The sequence below is a fragment of the Streptomyces sp. 8N114 genome (genome assembly GCF_052245835.1).
In the GTDB taxonomy this organism is placed as follows: domain Bacteria; phylum Actinomycetota; class Actinomycetes; order Streptomycetales; family Streptomycetaceae; genus Streptomyces.
Map to the genome: position 1 here is coordinate 77,701 of NZ_JBQQBT010000018.1, position 17,801 is coordinate 95,501.

14 protein-coding genes are annotated in these 17,801 nt (G+C 68.8%); 11 read left to right on the plus strand and 3 right to left on the minus strand.

Going from position 1 to position 17,801, the window contains the following annotated elements:
* Positions 1 to 85 precede the first annotated feature (85 nt).
* Positions 86 to 253 carry a CGNR zinc finger domain-containing protein gene (locus tag ACTWQF_RS27980; RefSeq protein ID WP_443282481.1) on the minus strand — a complete coding sequence of 56 codons (168 nt, stop codon included), beginning with the start codon at positions 251 to 253 and terminating at the stop codon, positions 86 to 88.
* Positions 254 to 277: 24 nt separating this feature from the next.
* Between ACTWQF_RS27980 and ACTWQF_RS27985 the strand changes: the two genes are divergently transcribed.
* The 3 genes from ACTWQF_RS27985 (at position 278) to ACTWQF_RS27995 (ending at position 3,127) form a co-directional block, all read left to right on the plus strand.
* Positions 278 to 1,492, plus strand: a complete 1,215-nt coding sequence (locus ACTWQF_RS27985) for an MFS transporter (RefSeq protein ID WP_443282482.1) — start codon at positions 278 to 280, stop codon at positions 1,490 to 1,492.
* A gap of 53 nt (positions 1,493 to 1,545) precedes the next feature.
* Positions 1,546 to 2,691 (plus strand): NAD(P)/FAD-dependent oxidoreductase, encoded by a 1,146-nt coding sequence (locus ACTWQF_RS27990; protein ID WP_443282483.1) that lies wholly within the window; start codon positions 1,546 to 1,548, stop codon positions 2,689 to 2,691.
* Positions 2,692 to 2,833: 142 nt separating this feature from the next.
* Positions 2,834 to 3,127 (plus strand): hypothetical protein, encoded by a 294-nt coding sequence (locus tag ACTWQF_RS27995; RefSeq protein WP_443282484.1) that lies wholly within the window; start codon positions 2,834 to 2,836, stop codon positions 3,125 to 3,127.
* A gap of 125 nt (positions 3,128 to 3,252) precedes the next feature.
* Here the strand turns inward: ACTWQF_RS27995 and ACTWQF_RS28000 are convergent, their stop codons facing one another.
* Complete coding sequence (locus ACTWQF_RS28000) at positions 3,253 to 4,782, minus strand: helix-turn-helix domain-containing protein (RefSeq protein WP_443282485.1); 1,530 nt, start codon at positions 4,780 to 4,782, stop codon at positions 3,253 to 3,255.
* Between the two features lie 362 nt (positions 4,783 to 5,144).
* Here ACTWQF_RS28000 and ACTWQF_RS28005 point away from each other — a divergent pair, with 362 nt between their 5' ends.
* Positions 5,145 to 7,937, plus strand: coding sequence for an aconitate hydratase (locus ACTWQF_RS28005; protein WP_443282486.1), 2,793 nt, complete (start codon positions 5,145 to 5,147; stop codon positions 7,935 to 7,937).
* 228 nt (positions 7,938 to 8,165) lie between these two features.
* On the opposite strand, the gene ACTWQF_RS28010 is transcribed toward ACTWQF_RS28005, so the two are convergent.
* The gene (locus ACTWQF_RS28010; RefSeq protein WP_443282487.1) at positions 8,166 to 9,284 is read right to left on the minus strand and encodes a diaminopropionate ammonia-lyase; all 1,119 of its coding nucleotides are present in this window, start codon (positions 9,282 to 9,284) and stop codon (positions 8,166 to 8,168) included.
* A gap of 95 nt (positions 9,285 to 9,379) precedes the next feature.
* Between ACTWQF_RS28010 and ACTWQF_RS28015 the strand changes: the two genes are divergently transcribed.
* From ACTWQF_RS28015 to ACTWQF_RS28045, 7 genes are all read left to right on the plus strand, one after another.
* A complete protein-coding gene (locus ACTWQF_RS28015; protein ID WP_443282488.1) occupies positions 9,380 to 10,294 on the plus strand; it encodes a LysR family transcriptional regulator in 915 nt (304 codons plus the stop codon).
* A 340-nt stretch (positions 10,295 to 10,634) separates the two neighbouring features.
* On the plus strand, positions 10,635 to 12,059 hold the full coding sequence (gene ngcE, locus ACTWQF_RS28020; RefSeq protein ID WP_443282489.1) for an N-acetylglucosamine/diacetylchitobiose ABC transporter substrate-binding protein: 1,425 nt from the start codon (positions 10,635 to 10,637) through the stop codon (positions 12,057 to 12,059).
* Positions 12,060 to 12,127: 68 nt separating this feature from the next.
* The gene (locus ACTWQF_RS28025) at positions 12,128 to 13,183 is read left to right on the plus strand and encodes a carbohydrate ABC transporter permease (protein ID WP_443282490.1); all 1,056 of its coding nucleotides are present in this window, start codon (positions 12,128 to 12,130) and stop codon (positions 13,181 to 13,183) included.
* A 33-nt stretch (positions 13,184 to 13,216) separates the two neighbouring features.
* Positions 13,217 to 14,161, plus strand: coding sequence for a carbohydrate ABC transporter permease (locus ACTWQF_RS28030; RefSeq protein WP_443282491.1), 945 nt, complete (start codon positions 13,217 to 13,219; stop codon positions 14,159 to 14,161).
* Between the two features lie 231 nt (positions 14,162 to 14,392).
* Positions 14,393 to 15,652, plus strand: coding sequence for an extracellular solute-binding protein (locus tag ACTWQF_RS28035; RefSeq protein ID WP_443282492.1), 1,260 nt, complete (start codon positions 14,393 to 14,395; stop codon positions 15,650 to 15,652).
* Between the two features lie 220 nt (positions 15,653 to 15,872).
* Entirely contained in the window at positions 15,873 to 16,769 is an 897-nt protein-coding gene (locus ACTWQF_RS28040; protein ID WP_443282528.1) for a carbohydrate ABC transporter permease, read from the plus strand.
* Positions 16,769 to 17,692, plus strand: a complete 924-nt coding sequence (locus ACTWQF_RS28045) for a carbohydrate ABC transporter permease (protein WP_443282493.1) — start codon at positions 16,769 to 16,771, stop codon at positions 17,690 to 17,692. Before ACTWQF_RS28040 ends, ACTWQF_RS28045 begins: the two co-directional genes overlap by 1 nt.
* The last annotated feature ends 109 nt before the right edge of the window (positions 17,693 to 17,801 follow it).

Below are 17,801 nucleotides of genomic sequence, written 5' to 3' on the forward strand. Positions count from 1 at the left end.
CTGTGCCCATGTGCGGCTCCGCCGACGTGGGCGCGACCAGCAACGGCTCACCCGCAGCCGACGGCCCTTTGGAAGGGGCACCCCCTCATCCGGCGCGCCGCCTCCGGCGATGCTCCACAACGCGGATACGCGTGGCGCAGGTCCGCGAACAGCAGCGGCGCGCCGCACCGGGTCCGCCGCCGAGGAAGAGTCGCCGACAGCCGGGGGCGGCACACTCGCCCCAGGCGACACCGCGAAGAATGGCGTTACACATACCGGCGGGGAGGGAGCCGCGTCGATGGGGACGTACCTGGCTGCGGCTTTCCTCGCACGGTTCGCGGACGAGGGCGTCGGTATCGCGCTCGCCCTCCTCGCGCTGGAGCGGACGGACAGTCCGGCGCTCGGCGCGTTCGTGCTCACCGCCTGGCTGGCGCCGCACGCGGTGGCGGCCCCGCTGGTCGGCGCGCTGGCCGAACGAGCCCGCGCCCGGCGCCTCTTCCACGGCTGCGCGCTGGCCCTCTTCGGCGCGGCGATCGCCCTGCTCGGGCTGACGCTGGGGCGGGTACCGGTGCCGCTCACCGTCGGCGCCGCACTGGTCGGCGGTAGCGTCGGACCCGTCGTCACCGGCGGCCTCTCCAGCCTGCCGGCCGCCCTCACCCCCGCCGGCCTCCCGCGCACCCGCGCCTACGCCCTGGACGCCACCACCTACAACGCCGCCGCCGTCACGGCCCCGGCCGCCGTCAGCGCCACGGCCTCCGCCGCCTCGCCGACCCTGGCGACGGTGCTGCTGGCGGCCTCGGCGGGCGGCGCGGCGCTCCTGGCCACGACACTGCGGCTTCCGGTTGTGCGGCTTTCCGTGCGGCTTCCTGCCGCCGACCGGAGCACCCCGCGGACACGAGGGCTCGGCCTCGCTGAACTCACCACGGGCGTCCGCGCCCTGTGGCACACCCCGCAGCTGCGGGCCATCACCCTCTCGACCTGTGTGGCCTTCCTCGGTGTCGGCGGGCTCCCCGTCATCGCGGTGCTGCTCGCGGGGGAGCGGGGTGACCCGGGCGGGGGCGGGGTGTTGCTGACGGCGTTCGCGGTGGGCGGGCTCGCGGGCGCGCTCGGCCTGTCGCGGTGGCGCCGCGCGCCTGAACCGGAGCGGCTGGCCCTGCTCAGCCTGCTGGTAACCGCCGCCGCGCTGGCGGGCGCAGCCCTGGCCCCGTCCCTCCCGTGGACCGTCGCACTGTTCGCCCTCGCGGGGCTGGGCGACGGCCCGCTGCTGACCGCCACCCTCCGCCTCCGCGCCGACCACGCTCCCGAGGGCGCCCGCACCCAGGTCTTCACCCTGGGTGCCGGGCTCAAGCTGACCGCGGCAGCGGCCGGTACCGCCCTCGTCGGTACCCTCGCCGAGCTCCCGCCCCCGGCCCTCGTCCTCCTCGTCGCCGCCCTCCACCTGGCCGCCGCGGCGCTCCTGCGGGTTCTCGGTCACCGGGCCACGAGTCAGGACCGACCGGGCGTTGACGCCTGACCCTCCCGGGTGGTGATGTTGGTCCTGGCCAGGCGGCGAGCGGAGGAGGCAGGGTGCGGGTTGTCGTCATCGGGGCCGGGATCGTCGGCGCGGCCGCCGCGTACGAACTGGTGCGTACAGGTGCCGAGGCCGTACTGGTGGACGCCGCCCATGAGGGTCGTTCCACCGCCGCGGGCGCCGGCATCATCTGCCCCTGGTCCGGCCGGGCCGAGGAACCCCTCGCCGTCGCCGGCGCCGGGGCATACCCGGAACTGCTGGCAGCCCTCGCCGAGGACGGCCGGCAGGAGGTCGGCTACCGCAAGGTCGGCGCCCTCCTGCTGCTCCCGCCGGACGAGGCGAGTGCCGAGCGGATACGGGAGCGGGTTGCGAAGCGCGTGGCGGCCGATCCGCACGCGGGCGAGGTCAGCACCGTCGACGCCGCCGAGGCCCGGCGGCTGTTCCCCGCCCTCGGCCGTGCGGACGGCGGCAGCGGCGGCTTCCAGGGCACGGCTCTGCATCTGACCGGGGCCGCCCGGCTGGACGGCCGCAGAATGCGCGAGGCCCTCGTCGCGGCGGCCGAGCGGCGCGGGCTGCGGACGGTCGGCGGTACGGCGGCCATCGAGACCCGCGACGGCCGGGTGTGCGGAGTGCGGGTGGCCGGTGAGCTGATCGAGGCCGACGCGGTGGTGGCCGCTGCGGGCGCCTGGGCGCCGGAGCTGCTGGGGCCTGCCGGAGTGCGCCTCGACGTCGTACCGCAGCGCGGGCAGATCGTGCATCTGCGACTGCCCGGCTCCGACACCAAGCACTGGCCGGTCGTCCTCCCGGGCACCGGGCATTACCTGCTCACCTTCGACGACTCCCGCGTCGTCGTCGGCGCCACCCGCGAGGAGGGCAGCGGCTTCGACCACCGTGTCACGGCGGGCGGTCTCGCCGAAGTCCTGGGCCAGGCCCTGGCGGTGGCGCCGGGCCTCGCCGCCGCCACCCACCTGGAGACCCGGGTCGGTTTCCGCCCGGTGAGCCCGGACGGGCTGCCGCTGCTGGGCACGGTTCCCACCCTGGAAGGGCTGGTCGTCGCGAACGGGCTCGGCGCAGGGGGCCTGACCGCCGGTCCGTACGCGGGTGCCGTCGCCGCCCGCCTCGCCCTCGGCCGCGAGCCGGTACCGGCCCCGGGCGGCCCGGACCTGGCACCGTACGATCCGCAGCGCTTCCACTCGATCTGACGCGCGGTCACTCCCTTGGGCGCTGCCCGTCGCACGTCTGGGCGCCGCCTTGTCGCGCGCCGGTACCGGGCGGGGGAGGGTGAGAGCGCCCGGCACCACGACCCGCGAGGGGCCGGGACCCCGACCCGCGAGGAGACCGCAGATGCGCATGCTGCTGAAGGCCAGAGTGGACACGGACAAGGGCAACGAGCTGATCGAGAGCGGCAAGATGGGCGACGTGCTCAGCTCCATCGTGCAGCGACTTCAGCCCGAGGCCGCGTACTTCACCCCGGACAGGGGCCACCGGAGCTGTCTGATGATCTTCGACATGGAGGACCCGTCGCAGATGGTGCCCCTCACCGAGCCGTTCTTCGAGCAGATGGGCGCCGAGGTGACCGTCCAACCCGTGATGAACCTGGACGACGTCCAGCGCGGCATGGCCGGCCTCAAGGGCTGACGACCCTCCGCGTCCGCAGGGGTCCCGATGTGCGCCCCCGTACTGCCGCACCCCCTCCTGGCCCGCGTCCGTGCGGCTCAGGAGGGGTGACGGGCTTTGCGTAACGGGCTTTTCGTGAAAGACGCTCAGATGTCCCGGAACGTCTCGATCTGGGCGCCGACTTCGTTGAGGCGTTCGGCCAGGTCCTCGTAGCCGCGGTTGATGACGTACACATTCCGCAGCACGGAGGTGCCCTCGGCCGCCAGCATGGCCAGCAGCACCACGACGGCCGGGCGCAGCGCCGGGGGGCACATCATTTCGGCGGCCCGCCAGCGCGTGGGGCCCTCGACCAGTACCCGGTGCGGGTCGAGCAGCTGGAGCCTGCCGCCGAGCCGGTTGAGGTCGGTGAGGTAGATGGCGCGGTTGTCGTAGACCCAGTCGTGGATGAGGGTCTTGCCCTGCGCGGAGGCGGCGATCGCGGCGAAGAACGGGACGTTGTCGATGTTCAGCCCGGGGAACGGCATCGGGTGGATCTTGTCGATGGGCGCCTCCAGCTTGGAGGGCCGCACCGTCAGGTCCGTCAGCCGGGTGCGTCCGTTGTCGGCCGCGTACTCCGCGCTGCGGTCGAAGTCGAGGCCCATCTCCTCCAGGACCGCCAGCTCGATCTCCATGAACTCGGCCGGCACCCGGCGCACCGTCAGCTCCGACTCGGTGACGACGGCGGCGGCGACCAGGCTCATCGCCTCGACCGGGTCCTCGGAGGGCGAGTAGTCCACATCCGTGTCGATGACGGGCACGCCGTGCACCGTCAGCGTCGTCGAGCCGATGCCCTCGACCCGTACGCCCAACTGCTCCAGGAAGAAGCACAGGTCCTGGACCATGTAGTTGGACGAGGCGTTGCGGATGACCGTGACGCCGTCGTGCCGGGCCGCGGCCAGCAGCGCGTTCTCGGTGACGGTGTCCCCACGCTCGGTCAGTACGATCGGCCGTTTGGGGGCGATGTCCGCCTCGACCTCGGCGTGGTAGATGCCCTCGGTCGCGGTGACCGCCAGGCCGAAGTGGCGCAGCGCGCTCATGTGCGGCTCGACCGTGCGGGTGCCCAGGTCGCAGCCCCCGGCGTACGGAATGCGGAAGCGGTCCATCCGGTGGAGCAGCGGGCCGAGGAACATGATGATGCTCCGCGTGCGGCGCGCTGCCTCCTGGTCGATGGAGTCCAGGTCCAGTTCGGCGGGCGGCACGATCTCCAGGTCGGCACCGCCGTTGATCCACCGGGTGCGTACGCCGATGGAGGAGAGCACCTCCAGGATGCGGTAGACCTCCTCGATGCGGGCGACCCGACGCAGCACCGTACGGCCGGAGTTGAGCAGTGAGGCGCACAGCAGGGCCACGCAGGCGTTCTTGCTCGTCTTGACGTCGATGCTGCCGGAGAGCCGCCGACCGCCCACCACCCGCAGATGCATCGGGCCCGAGTACCCCAGGGAGACGATCTCACTGTCCAATGCCTCGGAGATGCGGGCAATCATCTCAAGACTGATGTTCTGGTTCCCGCGCTCGATCCGGTTGACGGCGCTCTGGCTGGTGCCGAGTGCTTCCGCGAGTTGTGACTGCGTCCAGCCCCGGTGCTGACGGGCATCGCGGATCAACTGGCCGATTCGTGCGAGGTAGTCGTCGGTCATGGAGGAAACCGTATCTCAGATCTGAGATAGCCACGCGTTCGGGGGTCGAGGGGCGCGTGTGGCGTCCGGGCAACCGCCCGAATGCCACAGTCAGCTTGCAATCGGGCGGCCCGGCGGTCATCCCGTGCGCGTGTCGGCGCGCCGCGCGACGGGCACCCGGGGGCAGCGCATGACCGTCGGGCGGTCGTGTACTAGAGTTATCTCGACATCGAGATAACTGGCGACGGCATACGTCGCGGTCGCTGTCGCAGAGCGGGAACGGGTTGGCGTCGGCAGGGATTGGTAAGGCTTACCTAACTTTGTGTTCCGCTCACCATAGCGCACCGGCGGCCGATGCACTCAAGGCACTGAAGGAGACTGTCGTGTCGGCGAACAGCTTCGACGCCCGCAGCACGCTGCAGGTGGGCGACGAGTCGTACGAAATCTTCAAGCTGGACAAAGTAGAGGGTTCCGCCCGGCTGCCGTACAGCCTGAAGGTCCTGCTGGAGAACCTGCTCCGTACCGAAGACGGCGCGAACATCACCGCCGACCACATCCGCGCGATCGGCAACTGGGATCCCGCGGCGCAGCCCAGCCAGGAGATCCAGTTCACCCCGGCCCGGGTGATCATGCAGGACTTCACGGGCGTGCCCTGCGTCGTGGACCTGGCGACCATGCGCGAGGCGGTCAAGGAGCTGGGCGGCGACGCCGACCGCATCAACCCGCTGGCCCCGGCCGAGCTGGTCATCGACCACTCCGTCATCGCCGACACCTTCGGCACCTCCGACGCGTTCAAGAAGAACGTCGAGCTGGAGTACGGCCGCAACCGCGAGCGCTACCAGTTCCTGCGCTGGGGCCAGACCGCCTTCGACGAGTTCAAGGTCGTCCCGCCCGGTACCGGCATCGTCCACCAGGTCAACATCGAGCACCTGGCCCGTACCGTCATGGTCCGGAACGGCCAGGCATACCCCGACACCCTGGTCGGCACCGACTCGCACACCACCATGGTCAACGGCCTCGGCGTCCTGGGCTGGGGCGTCGGCGGCATCGAGGCGGAGGCCGCGATGCTGGGCCAGCCCGTCTCGATGCTCATCCCGCGGGTCGTCGGCTTCAAGCTCACCGGCGAGCTGCCGACCGGCACCACCGCCACCGACCTGGTGCTCACCATCACCGAGATGCTGCGCAAGCACGGCGTCGTCGGCAAGTTCGTGGAGTTCTACGGCCAGGGTGTGGCCTCCGTGCCGCTCGCCAACCGCGCCACGATCGGCAACATGTCGCCGGAGTTCGGTTCCACCGCGGCGATCTTCCCGATCGACGAGGAGACCATCAACTACCTCAAGCTGACCGGCCGCAGCGCCGAGCAGCTCGCGCTCGTCGAGTCGTACGCCAAGGAACAGGGCCTGTGGCACGACCCGGCGCAGGAGCCGGAGTACAGCGAGTACCTGGAGCTGGACCTGTCCACGGTCGTCCCCTCCATCGCCGGCCCGAAGCGCCCGCAGGACCGCATCGCGCTCTCCGACGCCAAGCAGCAGTTCCTCGCCGACCTGCCCAACTACATCTCCGAGCACGACACCACGAAGGCGTCCCCCGTCGACGAGGCCAGCGACGAGTCGTTCCCGGCCAGCGACGCCCCGGCGTACGGCAGCGAGGAGAACGGCGCGGGCCGGCCGAGCCACGCCGACATCCTCTCCGCCGCAGGTGAGGGCCCGAGCAACCGGGTCCAGGTCACCGGCCCGGACGGTGCCACGTATGAGCTGGACCACGGCGCCGTCGCCGTCGCGGCCATCACCTCCTGCACCAACACCTCCAACCCGTACGTCATGGTCGGCGCAGCCCTGGTGGCCAAGAAGGCGGTGGAGAAGGGCCTCACCCGCAAGCCCTGGGTCAAGACCACGCTGGCTCCCGGCTCCCAGGTCGTCATGGACTACTACGACCGGGCAGGGCTCACCCCCTACCTGGACAAGCTGGGCTTCAACCTCGTCGGCTACGGCTGCACCACCTGCATCGGCAACTCCGGCCCGCTGCCGGACGAGGTCTCCAAGGCCGTCAACGACAACGACCTGGCCGTCGTCTCCGTCCTGTCCGGCAACCGCAACTTCGAGGGCCGGATCAACCCGGACGTCAAGATGAACTACCTGGCGTCCCCGCCGCTGGTGGTCGCCTACGCCATCGCCGGCTCGATGAAGGTGGACATCACCACCGAGGCGCTCGGCACCGACCAGGACGGCAACCCGGTCTACCTGTCCGACCTGTGGCCCTCCGAGCAGGAGGTCGAGGAGGTCGTCGCCTCCGCCATCGGTCAGGAGATGTTCAACTCGTCCTACGAGGACGTCTTCGCCGGTGACGCCCAGTGGCAGGCCCTCCCGGTCCCCACCGGCAACACCTTCGAGTGGGACCCGCAGTCCACCTATGTGCGCAAGCCCCCGTACTTCGAGGGCATGGGCATGGACCCGGCCCCGGTCGAGGACATCTCCGGTGCCCGCGTACTGGCCAAGCTGGGCGACTCGGTCACCACCGACCACATCTCCCCGGCCGGTGCCATCAAGGCCGACACCCCGGCGGGCAAGTACCTGACCGAGCACGGTGTCGAGCGCCGCGACTTCAACAGCTACGGCTCGCGCCGCGGCAACCACGAGGTCATGATCCGCGGCACCTTCGCCAACATCCGGCTGCGCAACCAGATCGCGCCGGGCACCGAGGGCGGCTTCACCCGGGACTTCACCCAGGAAGCCGGTCCGGTCTCCTTCATCTACGACGCCTCGCAGAACTACCAGGCGCAGGGCACCCCGCTGGTCATCCTCGCGGGCAAGGAGTACGGCTCCGGCTCCTCCCGCGACTGGGCGGCCAAGGGCACCGCACTGCTGGGTGTGCGCGCCGTCATCGCCGAGTCGTACGAGCGCATCCACCGCTCGAACCTCATCGGCATGGGCGTCCTCCCGCTGCAGTTCCCCTCCGGCGGCTCCGCCCTCGACCTGGGCCTGACCGGCGAGGAGACCTTCTCCATCACCGGCATCACCGCGCTCAACGGTGGTGAGATCCCGGCCACGGTGAAGGTCACCACGGACACTGGCGTGGAGTTCGACGCCACCGTCCGTATCGACACCCCCGGCGAGGCCGACTACTACCGCAACGGCGGCATCCTCCAGTACGTCCTGCGCTCGCTCATCCGCGACTGACACCAGCCGCTCGGGCCGTACGACGACGGGCCGCACCCCGGCAGGGGTGCGGCCCGTTCGCGTTTCTGCGCCTGCGGTTCGTCCGGCGGATCTTGCCGCGCCCCGCCTTTGGGCCGATAAGGGGGTTTTCCTGTCCGACGTCCGCGGGCTGCGGCCTTCGATGTGGCTTGTCGCGCAGTTCCCCGCGCCCTCTGACGGGCGCGTCCCCCTACGAAGCGTTGCGCGAGGTCACGGCCGGTCCTCCTCGAACTGCGGGTTGGCCGCGGGGCCTTCGGTGCTGAGCAGGACGACGGTGGACTCGGCGGTCAGGCTCAGTGCGGCGCGCCGTTCCTCGGCGCCCGGCCCGGTGAGGGCGGCCCGGACGCCGGCGAGCGAGGCGGCGCCGCAGGGCCCCGCGGGGACACCGAGGGCCGCCAGATCGCGCGCGGCGGCGCGGGCCTCGTCGTCGGTGACGGCCACGGCGGCGTCCAGCCCCGCACGCAGGTGGGGCCAGGCGAGGTGCGAGGGGGTCCCGCAGTTGAGCCCGGCCATGGCCGTCTCGCCGGTGACGACGCTGACGGCCTCCTGGCGGTGGAGGCTCTCCAGGACGCAGGGTGCCGCCCGGGACTCCACGGACAGCAGCGCGGTCGCGGTCGCGTCGGAGGGACGGCTGCGGTAGTGGGTGACGGCGGCCTGGGCCAGCGAGCCCACCCCGACCGGCACGGCCACGAGGCCGGGCGGTCCGGCACCGGCGTCGGCGAGTTGGGCGCCGATCTCGCCGAAGAGCGTCGAGTATCCCTCCACGATCCAGCCGGGAATCCGCTCGTAACCAGGCCAGGCGGTGTCCTGGACCAGGACCGCGTCGGGTGCGGCGGCGGCCTCGGCGGCGGCGCTCACGGCGTCGTCGTACGGCCCTTCGACGTGGGTGACGCGGGCACTCTCCCCGGAGAGGGCCGCCACCGCCGCCGGGTGCACGCCCTGGGGTACGAAGACGTGTGCCTGCTGACCGAACCGGCGGGCCATCCGGGCCAGTGCCCGGCCGTGGTTGCCGTCGGTCGCGGTGACCAGGGTCAGCGCGCCCGGCTCCCGGCCCTCGGGGCGTTCCGCGAGGATCCGGTGCACCGCCCAGGAGGTGCCCAGCGCTTTGAAGGCCGGCAGACCCAGGCGGGCGGACTCATCCTTGACCAGGACCCGCCCTACGCCCAACTCGTCGGCGACCCGAGGGAGTTCGGCGAGCGGGGTGGGGGCGTAGCCGGGCAGCGCGGCGTGGAAGGCCCGGACCTCGGCGGGGGCCGGGGTGCTGCGCCAGTTGCGGGCGGCGGGGTTCGCGTACCAGGCGGGCGAGGGGGAGGTGGGTGTCTCGTTCATGGGACCAGCTTGATCGCGAAGCCGCTCATCGGTCCAGCAAACGTTTTCGAACTATACTCGTCGGAAAAACTGACCGATCGCCTGGAGACCCGACGATGTTCGACCTCCACCGACTGCGGCTGCTGCGCGAGCTCAAGCACCGCGGCACGCTCGCCGCTGTGGCGGCCGCCCTCTCCTACAGCCCCTCGTCGGTCTCCCAGCAACTCTCCCAGCTGGAGCGGGAGGTGGGTGTGCAGCTGCTGGAGCCGGTGGGTCGGCGAGTACGGCTCACCGCGCAGGCGGAGATCCTTGTCGACCACGTCGAGGCCGTGCTCGAGCGGCTGGAGCGGGCCGAGGCGGAGCTCGCCGGGTCGCTCGCCGAGGTCTCCGGGACGCTGCGGATCGCCTCCTTCCAGACGGCCGCTCTCGCGCTGCTCCCGACAGCGCTCTCCCTCGTCCGGGAAGCCCATCCGAACCTGCGGGTGCACCTCACCCAGGCGGAGCCGGAGGAGGCCCTCCCGGCGCTGCTCACCCACGACTTCGACATGGTCCTGTCCGAGGAGTACCCGGGCAGTCCCATCCCGCGCCCGGCGGAACTGGAACAGGAGGACCTGTGCGTCGACCCGGTGCGGCTGGCCCACCCCGCGCTCGACGCTTCGCACACCCCGCGGGAGGCGCTGCGTTCGCTCGCCGGGAGCCCCTGGGTGATGGAGCCCGAGGGCACCCCCGCACGGCACCGTGCCATCACCCTGTGCCGCGACGCCGGATTCGAGCCCGATGTGCGCTTCGAGTCCAGCGATCTGCTGCTGCACCTGCGGCTCGCGGAGCGAGGTCACGCGGCCGCGATGCTGCCGGACCTGCTGTGGCACGGCACCGGGCCGACGCTTCCGCTGCACCCGTTGCCGGAAGGCCGGCACTGCCGCAAACTGATCACCGCCGTGCGCCGCGGCGGCAGCCACCACCCCGCCGTTCGGGCCTTCCGGAAGGCACTGCACGAGGCCGTTGCGGAGTGCACCCCGGCCAGGGGCTGAGCGGAGCCCTCAGACCCTGCGAGGAGACTGAACGCGTACGTACACCCCGGACTGTCAAGGGAGTTGGAGATATCGGAAGAAGGGGAAATCGGCACAGGTCTCAACTCGGGAAAGATGGCGGGCCGGAGCGTTCTCGATCTTGCCCAGGTGGCGAAGAGTGGACTATACCTGTCCGCACCTTGAACGGTACCCGCGCGCGGGCGCCGTATCACTGGCGCACCATCCGCAAGATCCGCACCACTCAGCTTGAACTGACCCGCGGTGTCGGGCCCTTCGCCGGTGGCGAGTTGACGGGAGACCGGTACACCGCCTGAGTCCTGGAGAAGGCGAGGACTTGAGCATGGGATCCAACAGCGTCAACCGTCGCGATGTCGTGAAGGCCACCGCGGCCGGACTGCTCGCCGTGCCGGCCCTCGGCTCGCTGACGTCCTGCGCCACGGGCGGCGGCGACGACAACAAGGCCGAAAAGGGCAAGAAATCGGCCAAGAATCCGCTCTCCGTCAAAGAGGACGCCGCTCTTTCGACGTATATCTTCAACGGCGGATACGACGACAAGTACGCGCGCTTCGTCAGCGACATGTACGAGAAGAAGTACCCCAAGGCGAAGGTCGACCAGAAGAAGACCGAGAAGATCGCCACCCAGACGCAGCCGCGGCTGGTGAAGGGCGACCCGCCGGACGTCATCAACAACTCCGGCGCTGACGACATGAATATCGCCAAGCTCGTCAAGAACAAGCAGGTCAGCGATGTGACGGAGCTGCTGGACGCGCCGAGCTGGGACGACCCTGACGTCAAGGTGCGCGACACCCTCGTGCCCGGCGTGGTGGAGATGGGCCAGTTCGGCAGCGACGCCTGCTACCAGCTCAACATCGCTCAGACGGTCTACGGCATCTGGTACTCGGAGAAGATGCTCCGCGACACGCTGGAGGTCGAATACCCCAAGACCTGGGACGAGATGCTCGACGTCTGCAAGAAGGCGAAGAAGAAGGGCATCCACGGCTGGACGTACGCGGGCGGCCACCCGCGCTACATGTTCTTCAGCATGTACGCGATGTTCGGCCAGGTGGGCGGCCGTAAGCAGCTGGAGGCGATGGACTATCTGGAGCCGAACGCCTGGAAGAGCGATGCGGTCAAGGCCGTCTTCGAGGCGTACGAGGAACTGCTGGCCAAGAAGTATGTACTGCTCGGATTCGACGGCGAGAAGGCGCACATCGAATCCCAGACCGCCTGGACCAAGGGCAAGGCCGTCTTCATTCCGAACGGCTCCTGGGTGGAGAACGAGGCGAAGGACACCACGCCGAAGAACTTCGAAATGACCGTCGGCGCCACACCCTCGCTGGACAAGGGCGACGCCATGCCGTTCGGCACCCTCTACGCGCCGCCCGGCGAGCCCTTCGTCATCCCGGAGAAGGCCACCAACCGGCAGGGCGGCCTGGAGTGGATGCGGATGATGTACAGCAAGAAGGCCGCGCAGAACTTCTTCCGTGAGGTCTCCTCCATGCCCGCGGTCAAGGGCGCCATCGACGGAATGGACCTGCCGCCGGGCGTCGACAGTTCGCAGCAGGCCATCAAGGCGGCGGGCAAGAATGTGGTGACTGCGCAGTTCAGGGTGTGGTATCAGGAGCTGTTCGACGACGACTTCAACAGCGTCGCGGGCAAGTTCATGATGGGCGAGATGTCGGTCAAGCAGGCCATGGACACCATGCAGAAGGCGGCCGACCGGGTGGCCAAGGACCCGGACGTCGAAAAGATCAAGAAAGCCTGACCTTCAGCGGCAGTGGCAGCCCCGGGCCGGGAGACCGCCCGGCCCGGGGCGGGGGAGAGCGGAGCGGCGTGACGACTGAGATACGGCCGGCCAAAAGCGGGCCCACGACACCGAAGACGGTCCCGTGGCGCAAATTGCCGCTGGGCGACAAACTGGCCTTCATCATGGCAGTTCTGCTGCCGCCCCGATTCACCCCGGAGCGCGTCCGCTACGACCGCAGATACCGCACGCTGGACAAATACCGGTTCATCGTCGGGTTTCTCGCGCTGCCGCTGGCCTTCTACGCGGTCTTCGTCATCTCCCCGTTCTTCCAGGCGATCTACTACTCCTTCACCGACTGGGCCGGCGGCGCCTCGGCGAACTTCGTCGGCGGCGACAACTACGTGAAGATGTGGAACGACCAGAAGTTCTGGGACTCCCTCGAAAGCAGTCTGCTGCTGATGGTGATCGTGCCACTGATCACCCTCGCGCTCGGTATCTTCTTCGCCTACATGATTACCGCGGGCGGGCGGCACCGCAGGGGAGAGGCCATCTCGGGGGTCTTCGGGTCCTCGTTCTACAAGGTCGTCTACTTCTTCCCGCAGGTGCTCTCCATCGCGCTGATCGCGGTCGTCTGGCAGCAGGTCTACAGCTCGCGCAGCGGCCTGCTGAACGGGGCGCTGGGAGCCGTGGGGCTGGACGGTCTGGAACAGCGCTGGCTGGGCGGCGACTACAAGCTGGCGTTGTTCTCCACCATGGTGGTGATCGCCTGGAGCTTCGTCGGCTTCTACGTGGTGCTCTTCTCGGCCGCGATGGGTGCCATCCCCAAGGACATCTACGAGGCGGCGCTGCTGGACGGCGCGGGGCGGATCTCCACGTTCTTCCGGGTCACGCTGCCGCTGATCTGGGACACCGTACGCACCGGCTGGATCTATATGGGCATCCAGGCCCTGGACGCCTTCGCCGTCGTGCTGATCATGGTGCCCAAGCACGCGTTGAAGGTCACCCCCGTCTACCTCTACGAGCGCTTCCGGGAAGGCCAGTTCGGCTACGCCACGGCCATCGGCGTGGTGCTCCTCGCGCTGAGCATGCTCTTCACGCTGATCGTGATGAGGATCGGGCGCCGTGACCAGGTCGAGTACTGAGAAGCGGGAAGCGAAGCGATGAGTGCCGAACCGATGCCCACCGACGCAGTCACCGACCAGTCGGCCCACGCCGCCGCGTCCGCGTCCTCGTACGAGCCGGCCGCCGGGCGGCGGTCCGCCACCGGAAAGGTAAAGGGGCCAGGGCGCAGCGAGAGCGGCGCGCTGAACGTCTTCTCGCATGTCTTCCTGATCGCCTGGGTCGTCATGGCGGCGGGCCCGCTGGTCTGGGTGGCGCTGACGGCCTTCCGGCCCACGGCGGACTTCCTCAACGACCCGATGGGCCTGCCGAGCTCGATCCACTGGCAGAACTTCGCCAACGCCTGGACAGAAGCGAAGATCGGCCAGTACGCGTTCAACTCCGTGATCATCCTCGCAGGCTCGCTGACCGGCACCATGCTGCTGGGTTCGATGGCCGCCTACGTCATCGCCCGGTTCACCTTCCCCGGCAACAGATTCATCTTCCTGCTGTTCGCGGGGGGCATGATGTTCCCGGTGATCCTGGCGCTGATCCCGTTGTTCACGATCATGGACAACATGTCCCTGCTGGACACCCGCCCGGGACTGATCATCGCCTACATCGCCTACTCGCTGCCGTTCACCACCTTTTTCCTCACCTCGTTCTTCCGGACCCTGCCCAGCGGGGTCCAGGAGGCGGCGATGATCGACGGCGCCTCGCACACCCGGACGTTCTTCCAGGTCATGCTGCCGATGGCCAAGCCGGGGCTGGTGAGTATCGGGATCTTCAACTTCCTCGGTCAGTGGAACCAGTACCTGCTGCCGTTGCTGCTGAACAACGAGGACGAGAACAACTACGTGCTGCCCCAGGGGCTCGCGGCGTTGACGGTCTCCCAGGGGTACGCGGGAGACTGGGGCGCCCTGTTCGCGGGGCTGACCATCGCCATGGTCCCGGTGCTGGTGGTCTACGCCGTCTTCCAGCGCCAGGTGCAGGCCGGACTGACCGCCGGCGCGCTCAAGTAGGCAGCCCGAACCAGCCGTGCCGGGCAGTGATTTCAGGTTGGCCACGAAAGTGGCCTAGACCTGTGCGGCGGAATATGCCGTGAGTAGTCTCTGCGCCGTAGCGGCACGGGGATCACCTCGCCAGACAGTCGGGGCTCTCCTCGCCCGACGTTGCCTGGGGGATCCGGGTCGCGCCCGGAGTGACGTACCACCTGCGAGCAAGTCGACACCGATGTCGAAGGGTTGAGCAACATGAACAAGAGAGCAGCGGCGGCCGGTGCCGCAGTGCTCGCCATGGCACTGAGCGTCACCGCCTGTGGCGGTGACAGCGGGGGCTCCGGGGACAAGAACACCATCAAACTGGTGGCCGCCGACTACGGCGACAAGAAGTCCAACGCGTCCAAGATCTACTGGGACGCGGTCGCCAAGGACTTCGAGAAGCAGCACAAGGACATCAAGGTCGACGTCCAGGTCATCAACTGGAACGACATCGACAAGCAGGTCAAGACGATGATCCAGAGCGGAAACGTTCCGGACCTGCTCCAGACCGGCGGCTACGCCGACAAGGTCGCTGACGACCTGCTCTACAAGGCCGACGACGTTCTCTCGCCCAAGACGCAGAAGAACCTCATCCCGTCGTTCGCCAAGGCCGGCGAGGTGGACGGCACCCAGTACGGCATCCCGTGGGTCTCCTCCTCCCGGGTGCTCTTCTACAACAAGAAGGTCTTCAAGAAGGCTGGCATCAAGAACCCGCCGAAGACCTGGGACGAGCTGGCCGACGCCGCGAAGAAGATCAAGAGCTCGAAGGCCGCCGACACCCCCTACGCGCTGCCCCTCGGCCCCGAAGAGGCGCAGGGCGAGATGATGATGTGGGAGCTGGGCAACGGCGGTGGTTACACCGACAACAGCGGCAAGTACACCATCGACAGCAAGAAGAACGTCGAGACCTTCAAGTGGCTCCAGGACAACCTGGTCAAGCCGGGTCTGACCTACTCCAACCCGGGCACCACCGACCGTAAGACCGCCTTCGCGGACTTCGCCGCAGGCAAGGCCGGCATGCTCAACGGTCACCCGAGCCTCGTCCAGATGGCCAAGGAGGGCAAGGTCGACTACGGCGTCGTGCCCATTCCCGGTAAGGAAGCGCCGCTGAAGTCCACGCTCGGCGTCGCCGACTGGATGATGGCCTTCAAGGACGGCGGCAAGCAGAAGCAGATCAAGACCTTCCTCGACTTCGTGTACTCGAAGAAGATGCTGAAGTTCGACGAGATGTACAACTTCCCGCCGGTCACCCAGGACGCGCTCAAGACGATGCAGTCCAACGGCAAGCACGACGACCTGAAGCCCTTCTTCGACGAGCTGGCGAACGCGAAGTTCTACCCGCTGGGCGACCCGGCCTGGGACGTCGTCTCCGCCGAGATCAAGAAGTCCGGTGGCAAGGCAGCCAAGGAAGACCCGAAGAAGGTCCTCGGCGACCTGCAGAAGAAGGCGGAAGAGGCCGCCGCCAACAAGTAGGACAGCCGGTCCCATCCCAGGGCTGGCCCGTCGCATTCTGCGTACCCCGCAACGGGGGCTGCGCTTGCCCACCCTGCGCCCCTGGCGCAGACTGCCCAAGCTTCGCGGGGTAGCACGTCAGGGGCGCGGGGAACTGCGCAGTCCGCGACGGGCAGCAGGGGCACCCCCCTCACCGGTCCCCGCCAGCACAACCTCCGTATTGCAAGGAGACCCCGTGTCATTGAAGGCCCCGCCGGTCCGCCGCTCCCGCGGTGGGCTGGCCAGGCTCGGCCCGCTTCCCTGGATCGCTCCAGTCGTCCTGCTCATTCTCGCTGTCGTCGTCTGGCCCGTCATCGAGCTGATCAGGACCTCGTTCCTGAACATCAGCATCGCGGGGATCGTGCGGGGCTCGGCCGGCACCGACAAGTACAAGAAGCTTTTCGACGAGACCGACTTCGGGCACGTCATCCTCTGGACCGCGCTGTGGACCGTCGTGGTCGTCGGCGTCACGATGATCGTCTCGCTGGGCCTGGCCCAGCTGTTCAACCAGCGCTTCCCGGGCCGCAGCATCACCCGCTGGGCGCTCATCGCGCCCTGGGCCGCCTCGGTCCTGATGACGGCCATCGGCTTCAAGTGGATGCTCAACCAGACGGCCGGTGTCCTCAACACCGTGCTGATCGACCTCGGCATCATCGACAAGTCCAAGGACTGGCTCGGCTCGGCGGGCACCGCCTGGCCGTGGATGATGTTCGTGGCGGTGTTCGTCTCGCTGCCGTTCACCACTTACACGCTGCTGGCCGGGCTCCAGACGATCCCGGGGGACGTGTACGAGGCCGCGCGTATCGACGGCGCGGGCGCCTGGCAGACGTACCGGAGCATCACGCTGCCGCTGCTGCGGCCTGCCTTCCTCGTCGGTGTGGTCATCAACCTCATCAACGTCTTCAACTCGTTCCCGATCATCTGGGCGATGACGCAGGGCGGGCCGGGCAGCGACACCGCGACGACCACGGTGTTCATGTACAAGCTCAAGGAGACGGACATCGGCGAGTCCGCGGCGATGTCGGTGGTCAACTTCCTGATGGTCGTCGTGCTCGTGCTGATCTTCCTGAAGGTCAGCCGGTGGAACGAGGAGGACTGATGGCGACCGCAACACAGACTGCCGGATCCGGCTCCGAACCCGGACCCGGACCCGTCAAGGAGGGGTCCGCAGGCCCCGCCAAGCGCGCCGTACGGCCGCCGAAGCGCACCTTCCGGCCGCGCACGCTGGTGATCACCGCCGTCGCCTGGCTGCTCGCGGCGCTCTTCCTCGCGCCGTATCTGGAGATGATCGTCACGGCGCTGCGGCCCGCCGACGAGCTGCGCGACCGCACCTATCTGCCGGGCAAGCTGAACTGGTCGAACTTCATCGACGTCTGGAAGGAGTCCTCGCTCGGGGACAACCTCCAGGTGACGCTGCTGATTTCGGGCGGCGCGACGGTGCTGGTGCTGCTCGTCTCGCTCCCGGCCGCGTACTACACGGCGCGGATGCGGTTCAAGGGACGCAAGTGGTTCCTGCTGCTGGTGCTGGTCACCCAGATGTTCCAGCCGACGGCCCTGCTGGTCGGTCTCTACCGGGAGTTCCACCAGTTGGAGATGCTCAACTCGGTCTGGACGCTGATCCTCACCAACGCCGCGTTCAACCTCGCCTTCGCCGTATGGATCCTGACCGCCTACATCGGGTCGATCCCGGCCGAGCTGGAGGAGGCGGCGATGGTGGACGGCACCAGCCGTTTCGGGGCGATGATCAAGGTGACGCTGCCGTTGGCGCTGCCCGGCGTCGTCACCGCGGTGATCTTCACCTTCATCTCTGCCTGGAACGAGTTCGTGATGGGGCTGACGCTCTCGACCGAGCCGGACAAGCAGCCGCTGACGGTCGGGATCAACAACTTCATCGGCGCCTACACGGTGCAGTGGAACTACCTCTTCGCCGCGTCGGTCGTGGCCATCGTGCCGGTGATCGTTCTGTTCGCCTTCATCGAGCGGCACGTGGTCTCCGGCCTGACGGCAGGCTCCGTCAAGTGATGTGAACGGTTCGGCGTTCCGGGTCCCCGGCCGCGGCCGGGGACCCAGCGCATTCGCCCTGCTCCCCTCCGTATGTCCAGGTGGATCGAGGTTACAGACCCCGTCGTTC